This window comes from Micromonospora sp. WMMD710 (assembly GCF_029626045.1).
In the GTDB taxonomy this organism is placed as follows: domain Bacteria; phylum Actinomycetota; class Actinomycetes; order Mycobacteriales; family Micromonosporaceae; genus Micromonospora.
Window position 1 is genome coordinate 22,539 of the sequence record NZ_JARUBD010000001.1, and the last position, 26,683, is coordinate 49,221.

Consider the following 26,683-nt stretch of genomic DNA (forward strand, 5'->3'; position numbering starts at 1 on the left):
GTGGTCCGCCGACAAAGGCGAAGAACGTCAGGGCCTAGGCTGGGCGGCAGAGTGACCCACAACGCGGTGGGTCGAGGGGAGTGGCACCGATGGACCGGCGTCCGGCGATCAAACCGGAACCCGACCTCCGGCAGGATGACTCCGGCCGGGACGACGACAGCTTCGATTCCGCGACCGACGGGGACGGCTACGGCCGACTCGACACGGGCGTCACCGGCCTCACCGGGGCGAGCATCGACACCCTCTACGATCTGGGCCTGCCGACCGAGGCGTTGGCCGACGACGTGGAGGACGCCGAGCTCGACGAACCGGTACCGAATGCGGAGCGCCTGGTAGCCCAGGCCGTCGCACTCGCCGGGGACGACCACGACGCGGCGACCCTGGTGGGTCGTTTCTGGCGGTTCGCCCCGGACGAGGAGCTGGTCGGCTTCACGGCGGAAGAGATGCTCGACGCGGCCCGGGCACACCGGGACCTCGCTCAACAACGGGTGCCCGGCGAGCTGAAGCTGCGGATCCACGAACCGTACGCGGACCAGCACCACACGGTCGTCGAGATCGTCACCGACGACATGCCGTTCCTGGTCGACTCGGTGACCGCGCTGCTCAACTCGTACCACCTGGATGTGCACCTGCTGGTGCACCCGCTGGTGGTGGTGCGGCGGGAGCCGTTGGGTCGGCTCACCGAGGTCTCCGCCGACGTGGAGCCGGACGACGCGATCGCCGGCGACATCATCGAGAGCTGGATGCGGATCGAGATCGACCCGGTCCGGGACGCGGCCGAGCGGGACCGGCTGCGCCGCGAGCTGCAGCGGGTGCTCACCGACGTCCGCGAGGCGGTGGAGGACTGGCCGAAGATGCGTCAGCGCGCCCTCGCGCTCGCCGACGAGCTGGCCTCGGCCCGCACCTCCGACGACCGTCCGCCGGTGCCGGAGAAGGACATCACCGACTCGGTGGAGCTGCTGCGGTGGCTCGCCCACGACCACTTCACCTTCCTCGGCTACCGCGAGTACCGGTTGGTCGACGCTCCCGGCGGGAACGCCGCGGACCCGGTCGACGGCAAGGCCCTCGAAGCGGTGCTCGGCACCGGTCTGGGCATCCTGCGCTCCGATTCGCCGGAGGCCCGGTCGCTGTCGTCCATGACACCCGAGGCACACGAGAAGGTGCTGGAGAAGCGCCTGCTCATCATCACCAAGGCCAACTCGCGGGCCACCGTGCACCGCTCGGCGTACCTGGACTACATCGGCTTCAAGATCTTCAACTCCGCCGGTGACGTGATCGGCGAACGGCGCTTCCTGGGGCTGTTCTCCACCGCCGCGTACCGCACCAGCGTGCGCGAGCTTCCGGTGGTGCGCCGTAAGGTCGCCGAGGTCCTGGACCGCTCCGGCCTGAGCCAGCGCAGCCACTCCGGCAAGGATCTGATCCAGATCCTGGAGACCTACCCGCGCGACGAGCTGTTCCAGATCAAGACCGACGACCTGTACCACGCGGTGGTCGGTGTGCTGCGGATGGCGGGGCGGCGGCAGCTGCGGGTGTTCCTGCGCCGGGACGCGTACGGGCGGTTCATCTCCTGCCTCATCTACCTGCCCCGGGACCGGTTCACCACGCAGAACCGGCTGCGCATGCAGGACATCCTGCTGCGTGAGCTGAACGGTGTCGGGGTGGACTACACCACCCGGGTCACCGAGTCGATGCTCGCCCGGATCCACTTCATCGTCCGCACCGATCCCACCCGGCCGCCCGGCGACATCGACGCCGACCTGCTGGCCGAGGAGCTGGCCGACGCGACCCGGCTCTGGGACGACGACTACCGGCTGGTGCTGGAGCGCAAGCTCGGCGACGAGCAGGCCAAGCACCTGTTCGCCCGGTACGCCGACGCGTTCCCGGAGGGCTACAAGGACGGGCACACGCCGTACGAGGCGATGAAGGACCTGGCCAAGCTGGAGCTGCTGGAGGAGCCCGGCCAGCTGGAGATGCACCTGTTCCGCAAGCAGCTCGCGCCCCGGCCGGGCACCCGGATGCCCGGTGCGGACCTGGCCGAGACGATGAACGTCCGGTTCAAGGTCTACCGGTACGGCGAGCCGATGATGCTCTCCGCCGTGCTGCCGGTGCTGCACTCACTCGGCGTGCGGGTGGTCGACGAGCACCCGTACGAGGTGGACCGGATCGACGGTCGGGTCTACCTGTACGACTTCGGCCTGATGCTGCCCGAGGGGCACCACGAGCTGGCCGAGGTGCGCCCACACGTGGAGAACGCCTTCGCGGCGGCGTGGCGCGGTGAGGCCGAGGTGGACCGGTTCAACGAGCTGGTGCTGCGCGGCGGCCTGACCTGGCGGCAGGTGGTGGTGCTGCGGGCGTACGCGAAGTATCTGCGGCAGGCCGGCACGGTCTTCTCGCAGGACTACATGGAGCAGACCTTCGTCGCGTACCCGAAGCTGGCGAGTCTGCTGGTGGAGCTGTTCGAGACCCGGTTCGCGCCGGGCGACCTCAGCCCCGAGCAGCGTCAGCAGCGCAGCGGCGAGCTGGTGGAGACGATCCGGGGCGCGCTGGACGACGTGGCCAGCCTCGACCAGGACCGGATCCTGCGCTCGTACCTGACGCTGATCGAGGCGACCCTGCGCACGAGCTTCTACCAGAAGCGCGCCGACGGGCGGCCGAAGGCGTACGTGGCGTTCAAGCTCGACCCGCAGGCCATTCCGGACCTGCCGGCGCCGCGGCCGAAGTTCGAGATCTTCGTGTACTCGCCCCGCTTCGAGGGCGTGCACCTGCGGTTCGGGCCGGTGGCCCGGGGCGGGTTGCGCTGGTCCGACCGTCGCGAGGACTTCCGTACCGAGGTGCTGGGCCTGGTCAAGGCGCAGATGGTGAAGAACACCGTGATCGTGCCGGTGGGCGCCAAGGGCGGCTTCGTGCTCAAGCAGAAGCCGGGCGACCGGGACGAGGCGGTCGCCTGCTACCAGGAGTTCGTCGGCGCGATGCTGGACGTCACCGACAACATCGTCAGCGGGCAGATCGTGCCGCCCGAGGACGTCGTCCGGCACGACGCGGACGACCCGTACCTGGTGGTGGCGGCCGACAAGGGCACCGCGACGTTCTCCGACATCGCCAACGAGATCTCCACGGCCCACCACTTCTGGCTCGGTGACGCGTTCGCCTCCGGTGGTTCCGCCGGCTACGACCACAAGAAGATGGGCATCACCGCCCGGGGCGCCTGGGAGTCGGTGAAGCGGCACTTCCGGGAGCTGGGTCTGGACACCCAGACCGAGGACTTCACGGTGGTCGGCGTCGGCGACATGTCCGGCGACGTGTTCGGCAACGGGATGCTGCTCTCCGAGCACATCCGGCTGGTGGCCGCGTTCGACCACCGGCACATCTTCCTGGACCCGGAGCCGGATGCGGCCACCTCGTACGCGGAGCGGCGACGGCTGTTCGACCTGCCCCGTTCCTCCTGGGAGGACTACAACCCGGAGCTGATCTCGGCCGGCGGCGGCATCTTCGCGCGTACCGCCAAGTCGATCCCGATCACGCCGCAGGTGCGGGCGGCGATCGGCCTGGACGACGACGTCACGCAGATGTCGCCGCAGGACCTGATGAAGGCGATCGTCACCGCGCCGGTGGACCTGTTCTGGAACGGTGGCATCGGCACCTACGTCAAGGCGTCGACCCAGACCAACGCCGAGGTGGGCGACAAGTCCAACGACGCGATCCGGGTGGACGGGCGCAGCCTGCGCTGCCGGGTGGCCGGTGAGGGCGGAAACCTGGGTTGGACGCAGCTCGGCCGGATCGAGTACGCGTTGACCGGCGGCCGGATCTACACCGACTTCATCGACAACGCGGCCGGTGTGGACACCTCCGACCACGAGGTGAACATCAAGATCTTGCTGAACACCGCGGTCGCCGACGGCGAGCTGACCACGGCGGAGCGCGACGAGCTGCTGGCCGGGATGACCGACGAGGTCGGGGAGCTGGTGCTGCGGGACAACTACGACCAGGCTCGGGCGATCAACAACGCCCAGGCCCAGGCCGCCTCGCTGCTCCCGGTGCACCGCCGCATGATCAACGAGCTGGAGCGTTCGGGTGCGTTGGACCGGGCACTGGAGGCGCTGCCGCCGGACGAGGAACTGGCGGTCCGCAGCGAGTCCGGGCTGACCGCGCCGGAGTTCGCGGTGCTGCTCGCGTACGTGAAGATCGTCCTGGAGCGGGAGATCCTCACCGAGGGGTTGGCCGACGAGGAGTGGACGACCGAGGTGCTGGTCAACTACTTCCCGACGCCGATGCGCGAGCGGTTCGCCGACCGGATGGGCCGCCACCGGCTGCGCCGGGACATCGTCACGACCGTGCTGGTCAACGAGGCGATCAACCGGGGTGGCATCTCGTTCATCTTCCGGGTCGTCGAGGAGACCGCGGCCAGCGCGGCCGACGTGATCCGGGCGTACGTGGTGGTCCGCGAGGTGTTCGGGCTGCGCGAACTGTGGGACGCGGTGGAGGCCCTGGACAACAAGGTCTCCCCGGAGTTGCAGACCAGCGTCTACCTGGACACCCGTCGACTGTTGGACCGCGCGGTGCGCTGGCTGGTGACCAACCGACGCTCGCCGATCGACGTGCCCACCGAGATCGCCCGCCTGCGGGACGGGGTGGCCCGGTTGCTGCCGGGGCTGGAGGAGCTGTTCTACGGCAGCGAGCGGCAGGCCATCGAGGCGCACATGGACTCGATGACCGAGCGTGGGCTGCCCCGCGAGTTGGCGGAGCGGGCGACCCGACTGATGTACAGCTTCGGCCTGCTGGACGTGGTGGAGACCGCCACGCGCAGCGGTCGGGACGTCGGCGAGGTGGCTTCGGTCTACTTCGTGCTCTCCGACCTGTTCCGGGTGGACTCGCTGCTGTCGAAGATCTCCCTGCTACCGAGGGAGGACCGCTGGCAGACCCTCGCCCGGATGGCGCTGCGCTACGACCTGTACGCCGCGCTGGCCGCACTCACCGCCGAGGTGCTCGGCTCCACCCCGGAGGATCTGCCGCCGCACGAGCGGGTGCAGCAGTGGGAGCAGTCGAACGCCACGTCGATCCACCGCGCCCGGCGGGCGATGGGTGAGTTCGACGAGTCGCGGGCGGATCTCGCCGCCCTGTCCGTGCTGCTGCGCCAGATCCGCACCCTGGTGCGGACCTCCGCCGCCGCCTGAGCCGGTACGCCGGACGCGGTCCGGCCGGTCGGGTCACCCCGACCGGCCGGACCGCGTTTCGTGTCGGTTGGTCACGCCACCAGGGTGGCGAAGACGACCACGTTGTCCGGGTAGCTCCTGACGGCCTCGTCGAACTGGCCGCCGCAGGTGACCACCCGCAGGCCGGGCCGGTCGTTCGGCCCGTACACCAACTCGGTGGGGAACGCCGTCTTCGGGTACGACTTCACCGAGTCGACCCGGAAACTCGCCGGTCGACCGTCGGCCCGCCGAACGGTGATCGTGTCGCCCGGCGTGAGGGCGCCGAGGTCGAAGAAGACGGCCGGGCCCAGTTTCGCCGAGTCCACGTGCCCGACGATGACCGCGTTGCCGGTCTCGCCCGGGCTCGCCCCCGGCTCGTACCAGCCGGCCCGGTCGGCCTGCTCCAGCGGGGGGACCTGGACAGTGCCGTCCGGGTTGGTGCCCAGCGACATGATCGTCGCGTTGACGCCGATCCGGGGGATCTCGATGCTGGTGGGGGCGGAGCGCGCCAGTCCGGAGACGGCGTTCCCCTGCGCGGCGGGCGCATCGTCGAGCGGCGACACGTCGGTGGCGGTGGCCGCCGGGCCGTTGACCTCGGGGCCGGCCTGGGACAGCGGCTGCGGTGGGCGGGGAGCGGACGTGGTCTTCAGGGCCGCACCGATCATGCCGGCCCCGATCATGGCGAGGGTGACGACGACGGCCGCGCCGGCGGCGCGCCACGGTTTCCCGTGACGGCCGCCGGCCGGTGTCGTCGTCACGTCAGACGAGCGAACCATCGGTCCGCCGACGACGCATCAGCACGATCCCACCCAGCGCGGCAGCGCCGAGCAGGCTCGCCCCGCCGGTGGCCAGGCCACGGTCGGTGCCGGTGCTCGCGCCACCGTCACCACCGTCGACACCGCCGTGCGGCAGCACGACCAGCTCACCCTCGCCGCAGGAGCCCTTGAGCTCGTAGCGACCAGGCTTCGCGTCCTCGTCGACCTTGGCCTCGCCGTAGTAGACGAATTCCCGCTCGTCGTCCCAGCGGTCCTCGTCCTTGCCGTAGTCACCGCGCTCGTCGGAGCCGTACTCGTCGTGGCCCTTGGACTCCCAGCCCTTGTCCGAGCCGTACTCGTCGGAGCCGCGCTCGTCGGAGCCGTACTCGTCGTGGCCCTTGGACTCCCAGCCCTTGTCCGAGCCGCGCTCGTCGGAGCCGTACTCGTCGTGGCCCTTGGACTCCCAGCCCTTGTCCGAGCCGCGCTCGTCGGAGCCGTACTCGTCGTGGCCCTTGGACTCCCAGCCCTTGTCCGAGCCGTACTCGTCGGAGCCGCGCTCGTCCGAGCCGTACTCCTCGTCGCCCTTGGAGTCCCAGTCCTTCTTGTCCTCGTCCTTGGACTCCCAGTCCTTCTTGCCTTCGTCCTTGGAGTCGCGGCTGTCCTCCGCGTCCTGGCCGTGCTCCTCGCCCTTCCAGTCCTTGCTGTCTTCGTCGGCGTTGGCGTCGGCGGCAGCGCCGCCGCCCTGGCCGCCAGGCTGCGGCTTCTCCTCGCCGTTCTCGCCCTTGCCGTTCTCGTCCTTGCCCTCGTGGTCCTTGCCCTTGTCGTCCTTGCCGTGCTCGTCCTTGCCCTTGTCGTCGTGGCCGGAGTTCTCCTCCTCGCGCCACTCGCCGCGGTCCTCGCCCCGGTCGTCGGCCGGCTTGAGCTTGACCTTGCCGGTGACCTTGGACCACACGTACGCGTGCTCCTGCCGATCCGGGCAGATCTCGAGGAGCTTGACCTCGTCGCCAGCCTTGACGACGTGCGGCTTGGCGTACACCTTGCCGTCATGGTCCTTGCCGCCGTCGTGGTGCCCATCTGCGAACGCGATTCCCGGCGCGAACACCAGGAGCGACGCGCCGCCGAGCGCGGCGCCCGCAACGACCTTCCCGAGCATCTTCTTAGCCATGACCTGCGTCACTCCATCCCTGTTGTCCTGAGCCCGGCGACAACCGAGCTAAGACCGACGTTAGACGGTTTCATGACCTATGAAGGGAAAGATTCGCGTTTTGACCTTTGATGCTGGTAAGAGGTGAAGGGGTGCTGCGCGGCTTTCACGGCGTGCCGTGTCGTCTCGAATGCGTCGAGCCCTTGCGGGTGGCCCAGGGTGTTGTGCGCCTCCCGTGTCCAACCCTCCGCTGCCACCCGGTAGTGCCGGGACTGATCCGCTCGTGCCTCCCGGCCTCACTCGGGGGTATCGTCCGAGTCTGAGGCGGATTCCCGTGGCCCGACGCATCGAGCCATTGCCATGGAAGCGCTCCCATGCAAGAATCGGCGCACGCGGTTCGGGGAGCCACACCGCGCAGGCAGACAGCCGAGGGCATCCGGTTCACCGGACGGCGTCCTGCCGCCGACCGCCCGGCCGCGTGCCGGTCGATCACCCCACCACCACCATCGCCCGTCCGGGTCGGGCACCCCCGAAGAATCCCGTTGGCGCCGGCGGCCGTCCGCGCAGGACGCCCACCGGGCCGTCCCGCCGGGCCGTACCTGGGCCCGGTCTCGCCCAAGGAGATCAGTGGCATGAATGTGTGGAGAAGGCTGTCCGGCCCACGCCGGGCCCTCGCGCTCGCCGGCGCGGGTGCCCTGGTCGCCGGCGGGCTGGTGACGATTCCCGTCACCGCGGCGCAGGCCGCGACCCAGTGCGACATCGCATACACGAGCAACGACTGGCCCGGCGGCTTCACCGCGAGCATCACCATCAAGAACCTCGGCGACCCGATCAACGGCTGGACGCTGGGCTGGACCTTCCCCAACTCCAGCCAGCGGGTGCAGCAGGGCTGGTCGGCCGAGTTCAGCCAGTCCGGCAGCCAGGTCACCGCCCGGAGCCTGTCCTACAACGGCAGCCTCGCCACCGGCGCGTCGACGAGCATCGGCTTCAACGGCGCCTGGAGCGGCAGCAACCCGAAGCCGGCCTCGTTCACCCTCAACGGGGTGGTCTGCAACGGTGGCACCACCCCGCCGACCACCACGCCGCCGACCACCACGCCCCCTCCGACCGACCCGCCGCCCACCACCACCCCGCCCCCGGCGGGGACGAAGGTGGACAACCCGTACGCCGGAGCGCGGGGCTACGTGAACCCGGAGTGGAAGGCCAAGGCGGACGCCGAGCCGGGCGGAAGCCGGGTCTCCAACAACCCCACCGCCGTCTGGCTGGACCGGATCGCCGCGATCAACGGCACCCCGGACAGCAGCTCGAACGGCGCCTTCGGGGTGCGTGACCACCTGGACGAGGCGCTGCGTCAGGGCGCCGGGTACATCCAGTTCGTGATCTACAACCTGCCCGGCCGGGACTGCTCCGCGCTCGCCTCCAACGGAGAGCTGGGTCCGAACGAGCTGCCTCGCTACAAGGCCGAGTACATCGACCCGATCGCCGCGATCCAGAGCGACGCGAAGTACCGCAACCTGCGGATCATCAACGTCATCGAGATCGACTCACTGCCCAACCTGGTCACCAACACCTCCGGCCAGGCCGGCGGCACGGCGATGTGCGACACGGTCAAGGCCAACGGCGCGTACGTCAACGGTGTCGGCTACGCCCTGGCCAAGCTGGGCGCGATCGGCAACGTCTACAACTACATCGACGCTGGCCACCACGGCTGGCTCGGCTGGGACACCAACTTCGGCCCGACCGCCGACATCCTGAAGACCGCCGCGGTCGCCTCCGGCAGCACGGTCAACAACGTGCACGGCTTCATCACCAACACCGCCAACTACTCGGCCCTGCGTGAGCCGTACTTCAAGGTCACCGACACGGTCAACGGTCAGACGGTGCGGCAGTCCAAGTGGGTCGACTGGAACTTCTACGTCGACGAGCTGTCGTTCGCCCAGGCGTTCCGCGACAAGCTGGTCTCGGTCGGCTTCAACTCCAACATCGGCATGCTGATCGACACCTCCCGCAACGGTTGGGGCGGCTCCGCCCGGCCCACCGGCCCGGGTGCGACGACCAGCGTCGACACCTACGTCAACGGTGGCCGCATCGACCGCCGGATCCACCTCGGCAACTGGTGCAACCAGTCCGGCGCGGGCATCGGCGAGCGGCCCCGGGCGAACCCGGAGCCGGGCATCGACGCCTACGTCTGGGTGAAGCCCCCGGGTGAGTCGGACGGCTCCAGCAAGGAGATCCCGAACACCGAGGGCAAGGGCTTCGACCGGATGTGCGACCCGACGTACGGCGGCAACGCCCGCAACGGCAACAACCCGTCCGGAGCGCTCGCCAACGCGCCGATCTCGGGTGCGTGGTTCTCCGCGCAGTTCCAGGAGTTGATGCGCAACGCGTACCCGGCGCTCTGACCGGATCGCTCCCGCACCCACCCGCCGCCGGCAGTAGGTGAGGCACTGCCGGCGGCAGGTTCCCCCGGGTCCCCGACCCGACCGTGACGGTCGGGTCGGGGACCCCCCTTGTCACGCGCGGATCAGGGCACCGTGCGCTCGATCGCCGCCCGACCCTGCTCGGCCAGGTCGCGGCGGGCCTTGTCCAGGTTCTCCGGCGTGAGGTCCTGCCCGCGGGCCATCACCAGATCCTCCGGCTCCCACGGCTGCTCGGCGCCGGTACGGATGTTGTCCCCGCCGGCCCCGGTGCCCGTCCCGGTCGCCCCGGTGCCCGCGGCGTACGGGTCGCCGATCAGTTCATCGGTGTCCGGCGCGAGGTCCGGCGGCCGATTGCGGGGCTCGGCGAAGCCCGGGGTGTCCCGGTCGGGCCCGCCCCCGCCGCGCAGCTGCGGGACGGTGCTGTCGTCGTCCGCCGCGGCGGCCATCTCCGGGCTCTCCTCCAGCGGCGGTCGGCGGTCGCGATCGGTCATGGTGTCGCCTCCTGTGTCCGGCGCGTTGCCCTATCCCCCTCGGCTACCCGGTGCGAGGGCCGCCATGCGCGCGGGTCGGTCGATCAGGTGCCGGGCTGCTGCTCGTTCGGCGGCGGCGGTTCCGCCGGGCGCAACCACTGCCAGAGCAGCATGAACAGCCCGAAGGCGAGCATCACCAAACCCGCCCACAGGTTGATCCGCACCCCCTCTGCCTTGTCGATCTCGGCCCGGCTGTCGAAGATGCCGATCAACGTCACGATGATCCCGTACGCCACGAAGAGGCCCCCGATCACCCGACGGATGTCGAACAAGCGGGCGGCCGCGGAACGACGCTGCTCCGCCTGCGTCTCGTCGATCAGCGGATCCTGCGCCGGCTGGCCGTCGTTGCTCATCTGCCGACTCCTTTCCTAGAAGACCGGGATGTAGAAGAGAGCGGCCAGCACGACCGCGATCACGCCGAGCAGAAGGGGGGAGCGGTACCAGACGGCGTCCCCGGCGAGCACGTCACCCTTCAGGTCGACGCCGCCCAGCCCGTACACCAGGCCACGCAGTTCCTCGTCGCGCTTGGGCGCGGTGAGCGGGGTCATGATCACGGCGACCACCGCCACGGTGACGAACGCGATGCCGGCCCCCCAGAAGCTCTCCTCCAGGTCGGAGTTGAAGTCGATGACACCGCCCTTGTAGAGCAGGTAGGTGGCCAGCGACGCCAGGGTGCCCAGCAGCAGCGACCAGAAGCCGGCGAGGGCGCTCATCCGCTTCCAGAACATGCCGATGATGAAGGTGGCGAACAGCGGCGCGTTGAACAGCGAGAAGAGCGCCTGGATGTAGTTCATGATGTTGCTGAAGCCGGCCGCGATGAACGCGGTGCCGATCCCGATCACCACGGCGGCGACCGTCGCCCACCGACCGACCCGCAGGTAGTACTCGTCCGACCGGCCGGGGCGCAGGTACGCCTGCCAGATGTCGTAGGTGAAGACGGTGTTGAAGCCGCTCACGTTGGCCGCCATGCCGGCCATGAACGAGGCGAGCAGGCCGGTGACCGCCACCCCGAGCACGCCGTTGGGGAGCAGATCACGCATCAGCAGCGGGATTGCGTTGTTGTACTGCAGGTCGCCGCTCTCCGCGCCCAGGCCCTTGACCGTCACCAGGGCCACCAGGCCCGGGATGATCGTGACCAGGGGGATGAACAGCTTCGGGTACGCGGCGATGATCGGCGTACGCCGGGCGGCGCTCATGTTCTTCGCCGAGAGGGCGCGCTGCACCTCGGCGAAGTTCGTCGTCCAGTAGCCGAACGACAGCACGAAACCGAGGCCGAAGACGATACCGATCCACTGCGCACCCAGCGGGTTGGCGGTGCTGCCGGTGTCCTGCCAGGCGTGCAGGCCCGCCTCGCCGAGCTTGGAGTCCCGCACCGCGTCCATCAGGCCGTTCACCCCACCGACCTTGACCAGGCCGATCACGGTGACCGGGATGAGTCCCGCCAGGATGACGAAGAACTGGAGCACCTCGTTGTAGATCGCCCCGGACAGACCACCGATGGTGATGTACGCCAGCACGATCGCCGCGCCGACGACGACCGCGGTCCAGAGCGGCCAGCCGAGCAGCGCCTGCATCACCAGGGCCAGCGCGTAGAGGTTCACGCCGGCGATCAGCACCTGGGCGACGGCGAAGCTGAGCGCGTTGAGCAGGTGCGTGGGGCGGTTGAACCGCAGCCGCAGGTACTCCGGCACGCTGCGGACCTTGGAGCCGTAGTAGAAGGGCATCATCACGATGCCCAGGAACACCATCGCCGGCACCGCGCCGATCCAGTAGTAGTGGACCGTCATCACGCCGTACTGGGCGCCGTTCGCGGCCATGCCGATGATCTCCAGGGCGCCCAGGTTCGCCGAGACGAAGGCGAGACCGGTCACCCAGGCCGGGAGGGACCGGCCGGAGAGGAAGAAGTCGACGCTGGTCCGGATCGCCCGTCGGGCCGCGAAGCCCACCCCGAGGACGGTGACGAAGTACAGCGCCAGAATCAGGTAGTCCAGCCCGTTCATGTTGAGCCGAAGACCGCCGCCGTCCATCCCGTCACCCCTCATCCCGACGCTGGCACCGGTTCGATGCGCGCGCCCTATTACCCGGTACGCGCGGTTTCACGCCTGCACGGCGGTTCCGGTGGTGTTCCGGCCCGCTCGGGCGGTCTCGCGACCCGCGACCGCACGCCGAAGGGCGCCCCGGCCTGACGGCTGGGGCGCCCTTCGGGTCGGGTGACGTCAGCGACCGAGTACGCGGTCCAGGAAGTCGCGGTAGTTGCGGACCGCCATCCGTAGCTGCTCGGTGTCCGCCGAGCCGGCGTCCTGCCAACCACCCAGCGTGCTCTTCTGCGCGGCGAGCGCCGAGGAGAGGGCCTGGATGGCCTCCTCCACCAGCGACTGCGCCTCGCCGGCCGCGGCCTGCGGGTCGTCGACGAACCGCAGCTGCACGTCGCGCCACCGGTCCCGGAAGCCCTGCGCGGTGTCCCCGTCGAGGAGCGTGGCCGGCTCGGCCGCGACGGTCGCCCCGGCGGGCCGGGACGTCCCGGCAGACTCCAGCGAGGTGCCGCTGGCCTCGGTGGTGACCGGTTCGGCGTCCGCGTCCGGGTCGACCATCTCCGGTGTCGCGCTGCCGTAGCCGACCGCGCCCGCGGTGGCGATGTCCGAGCCGTCGGTCAGGTCGTCGCGCCGCTCCGGTGCGCCGTCCGTCGCCCCCGGCGGTACGACGGTCCGCGCGGACGTGTCCGCGTCGGCGCGGCCGTCGCCGTCCGTGTCATAGCCGTCCGTGTCGGGCCGGTCCGCGTCGTGCCGGTCCGCGTCGTAGACGTCCGTGCTGTCCACGTCCGCGTCACGGCGGTGCAGCTCGGCGGTCGGGTCGGCCCGCAGGCCCTCACGCTCGCCGTCCTCGGCACCGTCGCCCGGCTCCGCGGTCCGCTCGGCCCGAGGGTCCGGCTGGTCCTGTCGACGCGGGCTGGCCAGCGCGGAGGCGGCGACCGCGTCGCCCACCGTGGTGGCGCCGAAAACCGTCGGCAGCGGCCCCGGCTCGTGGAACCCACCCTCGTCGGTGGACCGGTCGTCCCCCCGGTGGCGGGTGTCGGTGTCGTCGGTCAGGTCCTCGTCGGCGGGGTCGTACGCGGCGTCCCGTCCGGTGCCGTCGGTGGGCTCGCGGCCGGCGTCCGGGTCGTCGAAGGCCCCCCGCTCGTCCAGGGCGTCCTCGGGCGAATCGGCACGGTCGGCACGGTCACCGGTTGGCGGTACCGGAACCGGCGTTGACCGTACGGCCTCCGGGTGGTCGTTGCTCACCTGCTGCTCTTCCTGGCGCATCGGCGGCCTCCTCAGCGGCTCGTGGCGTCGTGCGGGGTGTCCGGGTGGCGCTGTTCGGGTGCGCGGTGACCGACCGGTTCCTCACCGAGCAGGTCGGTGAAGAGGGACCGGTAGTGCACCACCGCCTGGCGCAGTTCCTCGGTGCTCGCCTCACCCCGGGTGTTGCGCAGGTGGATCTCGTGCGCGTCCCGGTAGTTGGTCAGAGTGCGGGCGTGGTCGACGGAGAGGTGGGCGATCTGGTCGGAGAAGTCCCCAGTCGGGTAGCCCTGCTCCTCGATGAGCCGGGTGACCAGTTCATCCGCGTCGCCCACGGTCTCGCCCGGCGAGTCGATGAAGCGGACCTGGATCTCCTCCCAGGCGGCGGCGTAGCGGGCCCGGGACTCCGGGCTGAGCGGGGTGAGCGTGAGCTCGGCGTGCCGGCGTTCCCGGTCGCGCAGCTCGCGCTCCGCGGCGGACCGGCTGTCCTGCTCGGCCACCACCCGGTCGTACTCCGGCCCGAAACGGTTGCGCAGCGCGCGGCGCCGGCCGAGCGACCGGACGGCCACGGCCAGCGCGGCGACGATCACCAGCACGACGAGCACGATGACGATTACCTGCGTGGGCGACATGGGCTCCTCCTTCGTCACCTGGTATTCCCTCGGCGTACTGATCGCCAATCCCGTTCCGGGGCACTTTCCTCGTCGGCCCGCGTCCGCCGTCCGGAAACGTCCCTCCGGTCCGCTTCCGATTGCGGCCCTGACGTGGGGTGCCGCCCTCCCGCGAGGCGAAACTTGACTCGTTCCAGAAGCGAGTTTGGTGAAACGGCGCGCAGCGCCGACGACACCTGAGCCGTCCCCGTACCGAAACGGGCGCCCCGCCGACCAACCGGCGTGGAGGCGGCGCATTCCGGAGCGTCGATGTCGGCGCGACGGGCGGTAGTGCAACCGGCCGCGATTACGTATCCTGCCCAAGGCGCGCGCGCCGGTGTCCGGCGTCGCCGCCGGGCGCAGCAGGTCCGCGTGCTGCCCGGCCGGTGCCGGCGCCCCTCCTGCCACCCCTGTACGGGCGAGGTCTGATGAGAACCCGCGACTGGCCGATCCGCTCGAAGCTGACCGCGTTGGTCGTCGCTCCGGTGACCGCGTTGCTGGCACTGTGGATCTTCGCGACGACGTTGACCTTCGGCCCCGCTCTGAACCTGCTCTCCGCCCGCACCCTGCTCTACGACCTGGGGCGCCCCGGCGAGGCCGTGGTCAGCGAGCTGCAACGCGAACGCCGGCTGTCGGTGGTGCAGCTTGCCGGCACCACCGAGCTGCCGGCCCTCGCCGAGCAGCGTCAGCGCACCGACCGGGCGATCACCGAGCTGCGCCGTCGGGTGGACGGGGAGGCGTTGCGCGACGCCGCCGACGACCTGTTGGAGGACCGCGTCGACCGGCTGCTCACCGCACTGGCGGCGCTGCCCACCGGCCGGGACTTCATCGACGACCGCATGATGGACCGCACCGGCGCGCTGGGCCTGTACAGCGGCGTGGTCTCCGCGGCCTTCCAGGCGTTCGCCGGGATGGCGACCCTGAACGATCCCGCCATCAACCGGCAGGCGCTGGCGCTCACCGCCCTGGGACGCTCGCGGGAACTGCTCGGCCAGACCGACGCCATGCTGGCCGGCGTGCTGACCGCCGGCCGGTTCGCCGACGGGGAACACGCCCAGCTCGTGCAGGCCATCGGCAACCAGCGGTGGCTCACCGAGAGCGCGGTGGCCGACCTGCCCGAGGCCGGGCGCACGGCGTACCAGCGGTTGACCGAGAGCGCCGCGTTCACCAGCCTGCGCGCCATGCAGGACGCGCTGGTCGCGGCCAACCGGTCCGGTCGACCACCGGTTGACGCGGCGGCCTGGCAGGCCAGCTACGACGCCGTCCAGCAGCAGTTGCGCGACTTCGAGCTGGCCGAGGCGGACGATCTCACCGACCGCTCGGTGCCGATGGCGGTCCGGATCCTGGTCCGGCTGGCCGCCGCCGGGGTGCTCGGTCTCCTCGCCGTGGTGGTCTCGGTGCTGGTGGCGTTGCGGGTGGGCCGCACCCTGGTCCGACGGCTCAGCGGGGTGCGCACCGCCGCGCTGGAGCTGGCCGAACACCGCCTGCCGGACGTGGTGGCCCGGCTGCGTCGCGGCGAGCAGGTCGACGTGGCCCGGGAGGCGCCCCCGCTGGAGTACGGCCACGACGAGATCGGCGAGGTCGGGCGGGCCTTCACCGAGGTGCAGCGGACGGCCGTCCAGGCGGCGGTGGACGAGGTCACCCTGCGCCGAGGGCTCAACGAGGTCTTCCTCAACATCGCCCGCCGCAGCCAGGGCCTGGTGCACCGGCAGCTGCACCTGCTGGATCGGATGGAGCGGCGCGCCGAGGACCCGGACGAGCTGGCCGAACTGTTCCAGGTGGACCACCTGGCCACCCGACTGCGCCGGCACGCCGAGGACCTGGTGATCCTCGCCGGCTCCGCGCCCGGCCGGGGCTGGCGCAACCCGGTCGCGATGGTCGACCTGATCCGGGGCGCGACCAGCGAGGTCGAGGCGTACGACCGGGTGGACATCACCGCCGTGCAGCCGGCCGGCGTGCTGGGCCGGGCCGTCGGCGACGTCATCCACCTGCTCGCCGAGCTGATCGAGAACGCGACCGCCTTCTCCGCGCCGGACACCAGGGTCACGGTCTCGGGGGAGCAGGTCGCCAACGGGTACGCCCTGGAGATCACCGACCAGGGTCTGGGGATGTCCGCCACGGCGCTGGAGAGCGCCAACAACCGGCTGACCAGCTCGCCCGAGTTCGACCCGGCGCAGAGCGCCCGACTCGGCCTGTTCGTGGTGGCCCGGCTGGCGGCCCGGCACGGCGTCCGGGTGCGCCTGCGATCGTCCGGGGACAGCGGGGTGACCGCCGTGGTGCTGGTCCCTGCCGAGCTGGTCACCACCGAGCCGCCGGCCGGTCCCGACCCGGCCACGCTGGGTGCCGCGCCGGCCGGCCCGGACCGGCGGCTGGCCCGCACCGTCCGTCGCGGCAGCGTTCCCCGCCCCCGGACCGGCCGTACCCGGTCGCTCACCGTCGACGCCCCGCCGGCCAGCCCTCCGCCCGTCGCGGCACCGGCTCCGGTCGCGCCGACCGGCGAGGCATCGCCGGACGCGGCGGGCGACGAGCTGGACGGCCTGCCCCGCCGGGTACGTCGGCAGACCCCCGCCACCCGATCCCGCTCGACCATCACCGACACCCCGTCGCCCCGCTCTCCGGAGGAGGTACGCCGGGTCATGGCCGCCCTCCAGGCCGGCACCGCCCGGGGGCGCGCCACCGTCGTCACCCCGGCGGCGGCGACACCGGCCCCGGAGACCAGCTCGGGCGACGCGGACACGCAGCCCATCCCAGCCGCTCCGGTAGGTCGCGCCAACCCGGCGAGCCCGGCCACCCGACCGAATCCGACCAGCCCGCTCAGCGCCGACCCGGGTACCGATCCGGCTGCCGAGCCGGGGGCCGTCGCACCGAGGCATCCCCGGCCGGTGCCGGCCCCCGAATCACCGACCGCGACTGAGAGGGACGCCTAGTGCCGCATTCGACGAAGCAGAGCGCCGGCCTCGACTGGCTGCTCGACGAGTTGGTGGAACGCGTCCCGGCCGCCCGGGAAGCAGTGGTGCTCTCGGCGGACGGGCTGCTGCTCGGCTCCTCGGCCGAGCTGGAGCGCTCCGACGCCGAGCACCTCTGCGCACTCGCCGCCGGGTTCTCCAGCCTGGCCCGGGGCGCCAGCCGGCACGTCGACGGCGGTCCGGTCCGGCAGACCGTGGTGGAGATGGAGTCGGCGTACCTCTTCGTCACCGCCGCCGGCCAGGGCACCTGCCTGGCCGTGGTGAGCGACGCCGACGCGGACATCGGTCTGGTCGCGTACGAGATGGCGATGTTGGTCATCCGGGTGGGGGAGAACCTCACCGTTCCGGCCCGACCGTCGGCGGGTGCCGGTGACGTGGGCTGAGCCACCCGGCCCCCAGCACGAGTGGCTGGACAACGACGCCGGGCCGGTAGCGCGTCCGTACATCCTCACCGGCGGTCGGGTGCGCTCCGCCGCCGACGGGTTCGACCTGGTCGCGTTCGTGCTCGCCGGATCGGATCTCGACCCGGCGGCCCATCCCCGGCTGCTCCCGGAGCATCGGCGGCTGGTCGCGCTCGCCCGCCAACCGGTGTCGGTGGCCGAGTTGGCGGCCGAGCTGGATCTCGCGGTCGGGGTCGTCCGGGTGCTGCTCGGTGACCTCCTCGCCCAGGGCCTGGTCGCGGTGCACGAGCCGCCGGGCGCCGGCAAACTTCCCGACGACGACATTCTCAAGGCGGTGGTCAGTGGACTCCGTGCACTTTGACCATGCGGGCTCCGGCGTCACCATCCCGCTGGCACTGAAGATCCTCATCGCCGGTGGCTTCGGGGCCGGCAAGACGACCCTGGTGAGCGCGCTCAGCGAGGTCCGCCCGCTGCAGACCGAGGAGGTGTTGACCGGGGCGGGGATCGGCACCGACGACATCTCCGGTGTCGAGGGGAAGTCGACCACCACGGTGGCGATGGACTTCGGCCGCATCACCATCAACGATGATCTTCAGGTCTACCTCTTCGGCACCCCGGGCCAGGACCGGTTCTGGTTCCTCTGGGACGAGCTGGCCTTCGGCGCGCTCGGCGCGGTGGTGCTCGCCGACACCCGGCGGCTGGCCGACTGCTTCCCCTCCATCGACTACTTCGAGCAGCGCGGCATCCCGTTCGTGGTGGGCGTGAACTGCTTCGACGACGCCCGCCGGTTCAACCTGGACACCGTGCGCCGGGCGCTCGACCTGGACCCGGACGTGCCCATGGTGCTCTGCGACGCCCGCGACCGGCAGTCCGGCAAACTGGTGTTGATCTCCCTGGTGGAGCACGTGGCCCGCCAGCGTGGAGAGCCGGTGCCGGCCGCCTGACCCGCGCGCGTCCCACCCGGATCGGCGTCGGCGACCACGCGGCGGCGTCGATCCGGGTGCCGGAAAGCCGGTTAACGCGCGGGATTCGTGGGCAGCCTCTGGTTGGATCGACGAAGGAAACCGGCGGAGGGGTGGGACGTGAGTGCTCAGGGCGAGGTCGTCCACATCGGGGGTTACACCGCGCAGAGCGGCGGACGGGGCAGCGGCATCGTCGCGGCCCGCCGCGACCCGGCCACCGGGGCACTGACCCCGCTCGGCACGGTCGCGGTCACCCCGTCCCCCTCCTTCCTGGCGCGGCACCCCACCCAGCCCGTCCTCTACGCGGCCAACGAGCTGAAGGACGGCGAGATCAGCGCCTGGCGGGTCGGTCATGACGGCGCGTTGGACCCGCTCGGCAGCCGGCCGACCGGCGGGGCCGAGCCCTGCCACCTGGCGGTGCTCCCGGACGGCACGCACCTGGTGGCGGCCAACTACGGCGGTGGCAGCATCGCGGTGTTCCCGCTCGACGAGCAGGGCGTCCCCGGTGAGCGCACCGACCTGGTGGTGCACGAGGGTCACGGTCCGGACCCGGAGCGTCAGGAGCAGGCGCACACCCACATGGTCTCGCCGGGGGCCGGCCGAGGGCCGCTGCTCGCGGTGGACCTCGGCACGGACTCGGTCTACCGGTACGACCTGGACGTCGCGACCGGGCGGCTGGTGCCCCGGGGGCCGCGGGTGCGGACGGCACCCGGCACCGGCCCACGGCACCTGGCCCGGCACCCGGACGGACGCCGGTGCTACCTCGTCGGCGAGCTGGACGCCTCGGTCACCGCGTACGAGCTGACCGAGGACGGCGCGCTGCATCAGCGTGGTCGGGTGGAGGCGAGCGAACGCTCGGGTCACGTCCAGCCGTCGGAGGTCGCGGTCGGCCCGGACGGCCGTTTCCTCTACGTCGCCAACCGGGGAGTCGGCACCATCGCCGTCTTCGATCTCGCGGGGGAGTTGCCCGAGCTGGTCGCCGAGGTGGACACCGGCGGCGAGTGGCCGCGGCACTTCGCGGTGATCGGCGAGCATCTCTACGTGGCCGACGAGCGGGCGGACATGGTGCGCGTCTTCCGGCGCAACGTCGACACCGGTGTGCCGGAGCCGGTCGGGGAACCGGTGCCCGTGCCGAGCCCGACCTGCGTGCTGCCGTGAACCGTTATGCCGGCTTCGCAACACCACGGGACTGCGTCGTCACGCTGAGTCTCTAATCAGTGATCAACTGTCTCTTCAGTGTAACTTTAGTCCGAACGGTTATGGCACGGACGGCACGTTGTACGCAAGATGGTCACCGTGTCAGCAGGCCGCCATCGCATGCGTTCGAAACTCCATCTAGCAGCCGCCGCCGCGACGGCGACGGTGCTCGTCGTCACGACCGGTGTCTGGTTCGGCTATCGGGAGTTGATCCAACCGAGCTGCTCGGGCGAGATCCGGCTCGCCGTGGCGGTCGCACCCGAGCTCGCGCCGGCGGTGGACGCCGCCGCGTCCCAGTGGGTCAAGGACGGCGCCGCGGTGGGGCCCACCTGCATCCGGGTGGACGTGTCCGCGTCCGACCCGGTCGACGTTGCCGCTGTGGTGGCGGCGAAGCACGGTGCCGTGCTCGCGGGTGTGGGGCAGGCCAGCGGCACCGCCGTGAGCCCGGACGTGTGGGTGCCCGACTCCTCGACCTGGCTGCTGCGGTTGAAGAAGGAGGCGAGCGCGTTCGCGCCGACGAACGGCGCGCCCATCGCGCGCAGCCCGATCGTCGTGGCGATGCCCGAGCCGATCGCCGCCCGCCTGGGCTGGCCCAACAGGAAGTTCAACTGGACCGACCTGCTCAAGCAGGTCAGCAACACCAGCGCCCCGCTGCGCACCGGGATCGTCGAGCCGACCCGGGACGCGGCCGGCCTGTCCGGCCTGCTCTCGCTGACCGCGGCCGCCAGCGCCTCCGGCGGCGATACGCAGGGCAAGACCGTCGGCGCGCTGCGAGCGCTGGCCACCGGGCGGTCCTCGCTGCGCAACGACCTGCTGGCCCGCTTCCCGACCGCGAACGACGCCACGTCGATCGCCAGCGGCCTCGGTGCGGCGGCGCTCTCCGAAGAGGACGTGATCGCCTACAACAGCAAGAAGCCGCCGGTACCGCTCGCCGCGCTCTACATGGAGCCGGCCCCGATGCCGCTGGACTACCCGTACGCGGTGCTGCCCGGCATCGAGCCGACCAAGGCGTCGGCGGCCCGGGTGCTGTTCGAGCTGCTCACCAGTCCCAGCTTCCGCGACCGCCTGGCGGCGCAGTCGCTGCGCGCGCCGGACGGCAACTGGGGTGACGGCTTCAAGGCGCCGCAGGGTGCTCCGAGCCCCTCCGGCGGCGCGCCGACCGCACCGGCGAACGGTGGCACCGCGGCGGGTGGCCTGGACCCGGCCGCCATCCAGCGGGTCGTCTCCAGTTGGTCGATCGCCACCCAGTCCGGTCGGATGCTGGCCGTCATCGACGTGTCCGGCTCGATGAAGGACCCGGTGCCCTCCGCCAACAACCGGAGCCGCGAGGAGGTCACCGTGGACGCGGCGCGCCGCGGCCTCGGCCTCTTCGACGACTCCTGGTCGATCGGCCTGTGGACCTTCTCCACGAAGCTGGTCGGCAGCCGGGACTACAAGGAGCTGGTCGGCATCGGCCCGCTCTCCGGGCAGCGGGCTCAGCTGGAGGCGGCACTCGCCACCGTCAAGCCCTCCGACGGCGGCACCGGCCTGTACGACACCACCCTGGCCGCCTACAAGGCGGTACAGGAGGACTGGCAGCCCGGCCGGGTCAACTCGATCGTGCTGTTCACCGACGGCGAGAACGAGGACAGCAACGGCATCTCCCAGGGCCAGTTGCTCGCTGAGCTGAAGCGGGTCGCCGATCCGGAGCGGCCGGTCCAGGTCATCATGATCGGTATCGGTGAGGGCGTCAGCAAGGCCGAGCTGGAGTCGATCACGAAGGTGACCGGTGGCGACGTCTTCGTCACGAAGGACCCGAACGAGATCGGCAGCATCTTCCTCAGCGCCATCGCCCGGCGCCCCCCGGCGCCGCGCTGAGCCGACGCACAGCAACGCACGGGCCCGTCGTACCTGATCAGGGGTACGGCGGGCCCTTTCGGTCGTCCATCGCCGCTGAAGAAAAGTGACGGCAATACGTCCGAAGCAATCGGCCGCCATAGTTGTCGGGGCAGGATGTCGACGTGTTCCGGCATCGTCGGTCCGCCTCCGGTCCGACGCGTCGGCCGGGGCCGTCCTGAGCAGAGTGGGAGGGCCGGTGAGTGCGTCGACGCTGTTGACCCCCGCGAGCACGGCGACGCCGAAGCCCCGCCCCGCCGGGCTGGTGGAGCGCGCCGACGAACGGGCGTACGTCCGGGTCCTCGTGGTGCTGGACACCACCATCCTGATCATCGCGTTGCTCGTCGGGCACATCGCCCGGTTCGGTGACGAGGAACCGAGCGGCTCGAAGATCCCGTACGTGCTGGTGGCGCCAGGTCTGGTGCTGGCCTGGCTGCTCTCGCTCAAGGCGTTGGGCTGCTACGACGACCGGGTGGTCGGCTACGGCGCGGACGAGTACCGCCGGGTCAGTTCCGCCAGCCTGCGACTGGCCGGCGCGATCGCCATCGCCGGGTACATCGCCGACGTCGGTGTCTCGCGAGGCTTCCTCGGCATCTCCTTCGCGGTGGGCACCGCCGGGCTGGAGGTGGCCCGCTTCGCCGCCCGCAAGCGCCTGCACCGCGCCCGTTCCCGTGGGGCCGGCTGGTCCCGCAAGGTGCTGGTGGTCGGCGACACCGCGCACGTGCTGGAGTTGGTGCACACGTTGCGCCGGGAGCCGTACGCCGGCTACCAGGTCGTCGGAGCGTGCATCCCGGACGCGCTGCTGGCGCCGGTGGCGCAGCGACTCGGCGACGTACCGGTGGTGGGATCGTTCCGGGGCATCCCGGAGGCGGCCACCGCGATCGGCGCGGACACCGTCGCGGTCACCGCCTCCGGTGAGCTGACCGCGGCCCGGCTGCGCCGGCTCGGCTGGCAGTTGGAGGGGACCGGCGTCGACCTGGTGGTGGCGCCCGCGCTGACCGACGTGGCCGGCCCCCGCATCCACACCCGGCCGGTCGCCGGGCTGCCGCTGATCCACGTCGAGGCACCCGAGTTCCGTGGCGCACGCAAGCTGGTGAAGGGCTTCGTCGACCGGTCGGCGTCGTCGCTGGCGCTCGCGCTGCTCTGTCCGCTGATCGCGGTCATCGCGTTGGCCATCAAACTCGACAGCCGGGGGCCGGTGCTGTTCCGCCAGGTCCGGGTCGGCCGGGGCGGGCAGGAGTTCGGGGTGTTCAAGTTCCGCACCATGGTGGTGAACGCCGACGCGCTGCTCGCCGAGCTGACCGCCCGTAACGAGACCGACGGCCTGATGTTCAAGATGCGCGACGACCCCCGGGTGACCCGGGTCGGACGGCTGCTGCGCAAGTGGTCACTGGACGAGCTGCCGCAACTGGTCAACGTGCTGCTGGGTCAGATGAGCCTGGTCGGGCCGCGTCCGCCGCTGCCCTCGGAGGTGGCCCGCTACGACGGCGACGTGGCCCGGCGGCTGCTGGTCAAGCCCGGCATGACCGGTCTGTGGCAGGTCAGTGGGCGGTCCGACCTGAGCTGGGAGGACGGCATCCGACTCGATCTCTACTACGTGGAGAACTGGTCGCTCGCCGCCGACCTCACCATCCTCTGGAAGACCTTCGGCGCGGTGCTGAACAGCCGGGGCGCGTACTGACGTCGTCGGTCAGGTCTGCGGGCCGGTCCAGTCCAGGCAGACCACCACCGCGTCGTCGACCAGGTCGCCGGCCACGAACGCCCGCAGGTCGCCGATCAACGACCGGACGGCGTCCAGCGGCTCCATCGGACCGGTCCTTCGCAGGAACCGGTCCAGCGCCGTCTCGCCGTAGCGTGCGTCCTGCCCGGTGGCCTCCAGGACCCCATCGCTGACCACGAAGACCCGATCGCCGCGCTCCAGCGCGAACTTCTGCTCGTGGTAGTCCGTCGCCTCGAACATGCCGAGCGGGAACTGCGCCTCCAGGGGCTGCGGGGTGACCTCACCGTCGCGCAGCAGCACCAGCCGGGGAGAGCCCGCGTCGACCACGGTCATCACGCCGGAGCGCAGGTCCAGTTCCATCAGCAGCGCCGAGATGTGCTGCTGACCCCGGTACAGGTCGTAGATCGCCTGGTCGGCGAGGGCGGCCTGGTCGGCCAGGTCGAGTCCGGCCCGGCGGGCGTTGCGCAGCGCCTGGGTGGCCAGCGAGGTGAGCAGCGACGCCGCGACACCCTCACCGGTGCCGTTGACGGTCGACAGCCAGAGCCGCTCCCCGTCGTCGGACCAGTCGAAGCTGTCGCCGCGCACCGCGTACGCCGGTTCGAGCTGGCCGGCCAGGCTGAACGACGGTCGGATCCGGCTGCGGCCGGGCAGCAGGTCCCACTGCATCTCCGCGGCCAGAGTGAGTCGCTGGCTGCGCCGCGCCGCGTGGTAGACGTCGGTGCCGGCGGAGACGGCGGCCAGTTCGTGGGCCAGCGCGGTCGCGATCTCGTCCAGCTCGCTGAGGACGGCCGGGTCGTTCGGCACCGGCGACAGTCGCAGCACCCCCCGTCGCTCACCGCGCATGCTGACCGGGAACCAGCCGGTGTCGTCGGCGAGCAGCGGCGACTGGTGGTCGAAGGAGCGCCACGCGGGGTGCCCGGGGCCGGTGATGGGGTCACCCTCCGTGAGGGGTAGCAGCTGCGAAAGCCGGTAGTCGACCTGGTACAGCTCGGCGTCGGTGATCCCGTACGCGGTGGCGAGGACATCCGCGACACCGCCGACGATCCAGTCCGCAGGTGTCTCGTTCAGGGCACGTCGTGCCCGATTGACCGGTTCGCTCATCACCACTCCCTCGCTCAAAGCCCAACCACCTGTGGGTTCGGAGTAGTCTCGGGCCACCATGGCCGAAGTGAACGGTCCACCGGACCCTGAGACGAGTATGGCTGCCGCACTGGACGCGGCGGCGGCTGCCCTGCTGAGCGTGTGGGAATCCGCCCGGGAGGAGACCACCAACCGGTTGTCCGGAGCCCAGTTACGGGCTGTCATGGTGGTGGAGCAGTACGACGGTATCAACCTGCGTCGGCTCGCCACCGGGCTCGACATGCTGCTCAGCTCAGCGAGCCGACTCTGCGACCGGTTGGTCGCCGCCGGGATGTTGGAGCGGGAGCCCGGTCGCTTCGACCGGCGGGAGATCGCCCTGCACCTCACCCCGGAGGCTCGCCGGCTCCTCGCCGAGCTGCGGGCGGACCGTCAGGCGCGGCTGACCGCCGTGTTGACCGGGATGAGCCCGGCCGGCCGTGACGCACTGCTGCGCGGGATGCGGGAATTCGACGAGACCGCTCGTCGGCAGCAGGCGCAGAACGCGCCGGTACCGGGTGGACCGGAGGACCCGGACCGACCGACCGGCCGGGCGGACTGGCCGGACGACCCGGACCGGCCCCCGGGCCGGGCGGGGGAGTTGCCGCGCGATCCGGACCGGCAGCCCCGCGGGATGTGGACGAGTGCGCCCGGCACCCCGGACCGGCCGGTCGACACCCACCGGGAGTGGCCCACCGGCGAGCCGCCGGTGGCGCGGACCGCCTGATCCGACCGGTCGGGCGGCGACGACGACGACCGTGAGGCTCGTCGTCACCGGGGCGCCGACGCGCACACGGCCAGCATGGCGATGTCGTCGTGGGCCTGCCCGTCCTGCCACTCGTCGATCATCTGGAGCAGCCGCTCGACCAGCGCGACCGGCGGCAGCCCGGCCGCCGAGGCGAGCGCGGCCCGCAATCGGTCCTCGCCGAACATCTCCACGTCACGCCGGCCGCCACGCGCCTCGGTCACCCCGTCGGTGTACGCGAGCAGCAGGTCGCCCGGGTCGAGGTGCACCCGGGTCTCGGCGAATCGGGCGGTGGCCAGCGCGCCGACCGGCATACCGCCGATCGGGACCGGGGTGACCGTGCCGCCGGGTGTGACCAGCAGCGGCGCCGGGTGGCCCCCACCGGCGATCCGCACGTCCACGCCGGTCGGCCCGCGTTGCAGGGAGCCGAGCAGCAGGGTGGTGAACTGGCTGCGCCGGGCCGCGTCGGGTGCGTCGAACAACGCGCGGTTGAGCAGCCGGATCAGCTCCAGCGGGCGCTGTTCGACCAGCCGCAGCGTCTGCATCGACTGGCGGACCCGGCCGGTCAGCACGGCCGCGCCGACGCCCTTGCCGCACACGTCGCCGAGCGCGAACAGGGCGCCGTCGCGGTGTGGGAACACCTCGTAGAAGTCGCCGCCGATGCGCAGGGTGTCGCCGGCGGCCCGGTAGCCGCCGGCCAGGCTGACGCCGGGCACCGTGGGCAGCTCCGGGGGGAGCAGGCTGGTCTGCAGCACCCGGGCCAGGTGGGCCTGTTCGCCGTACAAATCGGCGGTGGCCAGCGCGGCGCCGGCCCGGGCGGCGAACTCGCGTGCCAGGTCGATGTCGCGCCGGTCGAAGCCGGCCCGCCCGGCCTGGCGGATCAGCAGCAGGGCGCCGGCCGGGCCGCCGGCGGCGCGCATCGGGCTGACCAGCACGGTGCCGGGGCGGCCGAACCCGGGTGGCAGCACGGTGGCCAGGTCGGCGAGGTCGGCGTCCAGCCAGGGGCTCGGCTCGGTGAGGTCGCCGGCCAGCGCCTCGGTCAGCCCGGGGACGGTGTCGGTCAGCTCCGGCCCGGCGAGCCCGGTGCTCGGGGACGGCTCGCCGTCGGCGTACCGGACCCAGCGCAGGTGCGGCTCGTTCGGCGCGGACGGCCGGTGCAGGGCAACGGCGGCGTCGGCCAGGTAGGGGACGGCGAGCGTCGCGGTGGCCCGCAGCGTCTGGTCGCGGTGCAGGGACGATCCGAGTCGGCTGCCGGCTCGGGCGAGGAACGCGGTGCGGGACCGCTCGGCCAGCAGGGCCTCACTGCGGGCCTGCTCCTCGGTGACGTCCCGGATGTACCAGGCGTACCGGTGGCCGGCGAGCTGCCGCCGCGCGCCGCGCAGCCGGCGGCCGCGATGATCGCCGTCGAAGCGCTCGGCGTCGTCGGTGACAGCCCGGGCCAGTGCCGGCACCGGGCACCGGCCCAGCTCGGTGCCGGCGGTGATCTCCGGGAGCAGCTCCGCCGCCATCGCGTTGACCAGGGTGACCCGGCCGGCCTCGTCGGTGGTCAGCACGGCCTCGGCGAGCCCGTCGAGCAGCTCGCGGGCCAACCGGGAATCGGCCGGGAGCGGTTGGTCGGCCCGCCGACGGGGTACCCGCCCACCGCCGCTGACCGGACCGGCGATGCCGCCCTGTCGGGTCGTGGTCACCGCCGGACGCCGGCCCGCGTCTGACGACCTGTGCGCATGGTGCCGTGGAC

19 protein-coding genes are annotated in these 26,683 nt (G+C 71.6%); 10 read left to right on the forward strand and 9 right to left on the reverse strand.

Annotated features, from left to right (window positions below; all coding sequences use genetic code 11):
- Positions 1 to 89: 89 nt before the first annotated feature.
- Positions 90 to 5,171: an NAD-glutamate dehydrogenase gene (locus O7620_RS00155; RefSeq protein ID WP_278121080.1), complete on the forward strand. Its 5,082-nt coding sequence runs from the start codon at positions 90 to 92 to the stop codon at positions 5,169 to 5,171.
- 71 nt (positions 5,172 to 5,242) lie between these two features.
- Here O7620_RS00155 and O7620_RS00160 read toward each other — a convergent pair whose 3' ends face one another.
- Positions 5,243 to 5,947, reverse strand: coding sequence for a class F sortase (locus tag O7620_RS00160; RefSeq protein WP_278121082.1), 705 nt, complete (start codon positions 5,945 to 5,947; stop codon positions 5,243 to 5,245).
- A 1-nt stretch (position 5,948) separates the two neighbouring features.
- The gene (locus O7620_RS00165; protein ID WP_278121084.1) at positions 5,949 to 7,109 is read right to left on the reverse strand and encodes a hypothetical protein; all 1,161 of its coding nucleotides are present in this window, start codon (positions 7,107 to 7,109) and stop codon (positions 5,949 to 5,951) included.
- A gap of 611 nt (positions 7,110 to 7,720) precedes the next feature.
- Between O7620_RS00165 and O7620_RS00170 the strand changes: the two genes are divergently transcribed.
- On the forward strand, positions 7,721 to 9,490 hold the full coding sequence (locus O7620_RS00170) for a glycoside hydrolase family 6 protein (protein WP_278121085.1): 1,770 nt from the start codon (positions 7,721 to 7,723) through the stop codon (positions 9,488 to 9,490).
- 122 nt (positions 9,491 to 9,612) lie between these two features.
- Here O7620_RS00170 and O7620_RS00175 read toward each other — a convergent pair whose 3' ends face one another.
- The 5 genes from O7620_RS00175 to O7620_RS00195 form a co-directional block, all read right to left on the reverse strand.
- Positions 9,613 to 9,999, reverse strand: coding sequence for a hypothetical protein (locus O7620_RS00175; RefSeq protein WP_151490012.1), 387 nt, complete (start codon positions 9,997 to 9,999; stop codon positions 9,613 to 9,615).
- Positions 10,000 to 10,082: 83 nt separating this feature from the next.
- Positions 10,083 to 10,391, reverse strand: coding sequence for a hypothetical protein (locus O7620_RS00180; protein ID WP_278121088.1), 309 nt, complete (start codon positions 10,389 to 10,391; stop codon positions 10,083 to 10,085).
- Between the two features lie 15 nt (positions 10,392 to 10,406).
- The gene (locus O7620_RS00185; protein ID WP_278121090.1) at positions 10,407 to 12,065 is read right to left on the reverse strand and encodes a sodium:solute symporter family protein; all 1,659 of its coding nucleotides are present in this window, start codon (positions 12,063 to 12,065) and stop codon (positions 10,407 to 10,409) included.
- 189 nt (positions 12,066 to 12,254) lie between these two features.
- The gene (locus O7620_RS00190; RefSeq protein ID WP_278121092.1) at positions 12,255 to 13,337 is read right to left on the reverse strand and encodes a hypothetical protein; all 1,083 of its coding nucleotides are present in this window, start codon (positions 13,335 to 13,337) and stop codon (positions 12,255 to 12,257) included.
- Positions 13,338 to 13,348: 11 nt separating this feature from the next.
- On the reverse strand, positions 13,349 to 13,945 hold the full coding sequence (locus tag O7620_RS00195; protein ID WP_278121094.1) for a hypothetical protein: 597 nt from the start codon (positions 13,943 to 13,945) through the stop codon (positions 13,349 to 13,351).
- 446 nt (positions 13,946 to 14,391) lie between these two features.
- Here O7620_RS00195 and O7620_RS00200 point away from each other — a divergent pair, with 446 nt between their 5' ends.
- The 7 genes from O7620_RS00200 (at position 14,392) to O7620_RS00230 (ending at position 23,045) form a co-directional block, all read left to right on the forward strand.
- A complete protein-coding gene (locus O7620_RS00200) occupies positions 14,392 to 16,890 on the forward strand; it encodes a nitrate- and nitrite sensing domain-containing protein (RefSeq protein WP_278121095.1) in 2,499 nt (832 codons plus the stop codon).
- Positions 16,890 to 17,312, forward strand: coding sequence for a roadblock/LC7 domain-containing protein (locus tag O7620_RS00205; RefSeq protein WP_278121097.1), 423 nt, complete (start codon positions 16,890 to 16,892; stop codon positions 17,310 to 17,312). Before O7620_RS00200 ends, O7620_RS00205 begins: the two co-directional genes overlap by 1 nt.
- Positions 17,299 to 17,691, forward strand: coding sequence for a DUF742 domain-containing protein (locus O7620_RS00210; RefSeq protein WP_278126777.1), 393 nt, complete (start codon positions 17,299 to 17,301; stop codon positions 17,689 to 17,691). Before O7620_RS00205 ends, O7620_RS00210 begins: the two co-directional genes overlap by 14 nt.
- Positions 17,672 to 18,274: an ATP/GTP-binding protein gene (locus O7620_RS00215; RefSeq protein WP_278121098.1), complete on the forward strand. Its 603-nt coding sequence runs from the start codon at positions 17,672 to 17,674 to the stop codon at positions 18,272 to 18,274. Before O7620_RS00210 ends, O7620_RS00215 begins: the two co-directional genes overlap by 20 nt.
- Before the next feature lie 138 nt (positions 18,275 to 18,412).
- Complete coding sequence (locus O7620_RS00220; RefSeq protein ID WP_278121100.1) at positions 18,413 to 19,450, forward strand: lactonase family protein; 1,038 nt, start codon at positions 18,413 to 18,415, stop codon at positions 19,448 to 19,450.
- Between the two features lie 138 nt (positions 19,451 to 19,588).
- Entirely contained in the window at positions 19,589 to 21,346 is a 1,758-nt protein-coding gene (locus O7620_RS00225) for a substrate-binding domain-containing protein (protein ID WP_278121102.1), read from the forward strand.
- 232 nt (positions 21,347 to 21,578) lie between these two features.
- Positions 21,579 to 23,045 carry a sugar transferase gene (locus O7620_RS00230; protein WP_278126779.1) on the forward strand — a complete coding sequence of 489 codons (1,467 nt, stop codon included), beginning with the start codon at positions 21,579 to 21,581 and terminating at the stop codon, positions 23,043 to 23,045.
- Between the two features lie 9 nt (positions 23,046 to 23,054).
- On the opposite strand, the gene O7620_RS00235 is transcribed toward O7620_RS00230, so the two are convergent.
- Complete coding sequence (locus O7620_RS00235; RefSeq protein ID WP_278121104.1) at positions 23,055 to 24,185, reverse strand: PP2C family protein-serine/threonine phosphatase; 1,131 nt, start codon at positions 24,183 to 24,185, stop codon at positions 23,055 to 23,057.
- A gap of 97 nt (positions 24,186 to 24,282) precedes the next feature.
- Here O7620_RS00235 and O7620_RS00240 point away from each other — a divergent pair, with 97 nt between their 5' ends.
- Positions 24,283 to 24,927: a MarR family winged helix-turn-helix transcriptional regulator gene (locus O7620_RS00240; protein WP_278121106.1), complete on the forward strand. Its 645-nt coding sequence runs from the start codon at positions 24,283 to 24,285 to the stop codon at positions 24,925 to 24,927.
- 44 nt (positions 24,928 to 24,971) lie between these two features.
- Here O7620_RS00240 and O7620_RS00245 read toward each other — a convergent pair whose 3' ends face one another.
- Positions 24,972 to 26,633, reverse strand: a complete 1,662-nt coding sequence (locus tag O7620_RS00245; protein WP_278121107.1) for a PP2C family protein-serine/threonine phosphatase — start codon at positions 26,631 to 26,633, stop codon at positions 24,972 to 24,974.
- Positions 26,634 to 26,683 lie beyond the last annotated feature (50 nt).

Coding starts and splice junctions, on each gene's coding strand:
- O7620_RS00155 (WP_278121080.1), top strand. CDS start 90: ATGGACCGGCGTCCGGCGATCAAACCGGAACCCGACCTCCGGCAGGAT.
- O7620_RS00165 (WP_278121084.1), bottom strand. CDS start 7,109: ATGGCTAAGAAGATGCTCGGGAAGGTCGTTGCGGGCGCCGCGCTCGGC.
- O7620_RS00170 (WP_278121085.1), top strand. CDS start 7,721: ATGAATGTGTGGAGAAGGCTGTCCGGCCCACGCCGGGCCCTCGCGCTC.
- O7620_RS00175 (WP_151490012.1), bottom strand. CDS start 9,999: ATGACCGATCGCGACCGCCGACCGCCGCTGGAGGAGAGCCCGGAGATG.
- O7620_RS00180 (WP_278121088.1), bottom strand. CDS start 10,391: ATGAGCAACGACGGCCAGCCGGCGCAGGATCCGCTGATCGACGAGACG.
- O7620_RS00185 (WP_278121090.1), bottom strand. CDS start 12,065: ATGGACGGCGGCGGTCTTCGGCTCAACATGAACGGGCTGGACTACCTG.
- O7620_RS00190 (WP_278121092.1), bottom strand. CDS start 13,337: ATGCGCCAGGAAGAGCAGCAGGTGAGCAACGACCACCCGGAGGCCGTA.
- O7620_RS00195 (WP_278121094.1), bottom strand. CDS start 13,945: ATGTCGCCCACGCAGGTAATCGTCATCGTGCTCGTCGTGCTGGTGATC.
- O7620_RS00200 (WP_278121095.1), top strand. CDS start 14,392: ATGAGAACCCGCGACTGGCCGATCCGCTCGAAGCTGACCGCGTTGGTC.
- O7620_RS00235 (WP_278121104.1), bottom strand. CDS start 24,185: ATGAGCGAACCGGTCAATCGGGCACGACGTGCCCTGAACGAGACACCT.
- O7620_RS00240 (WP_278121106.1), top strand. CDS start 24,283: ATGGCTGCCGCACTGGACGCGGCGGCGGCTGCCCTGCTGAGCGTGTGG.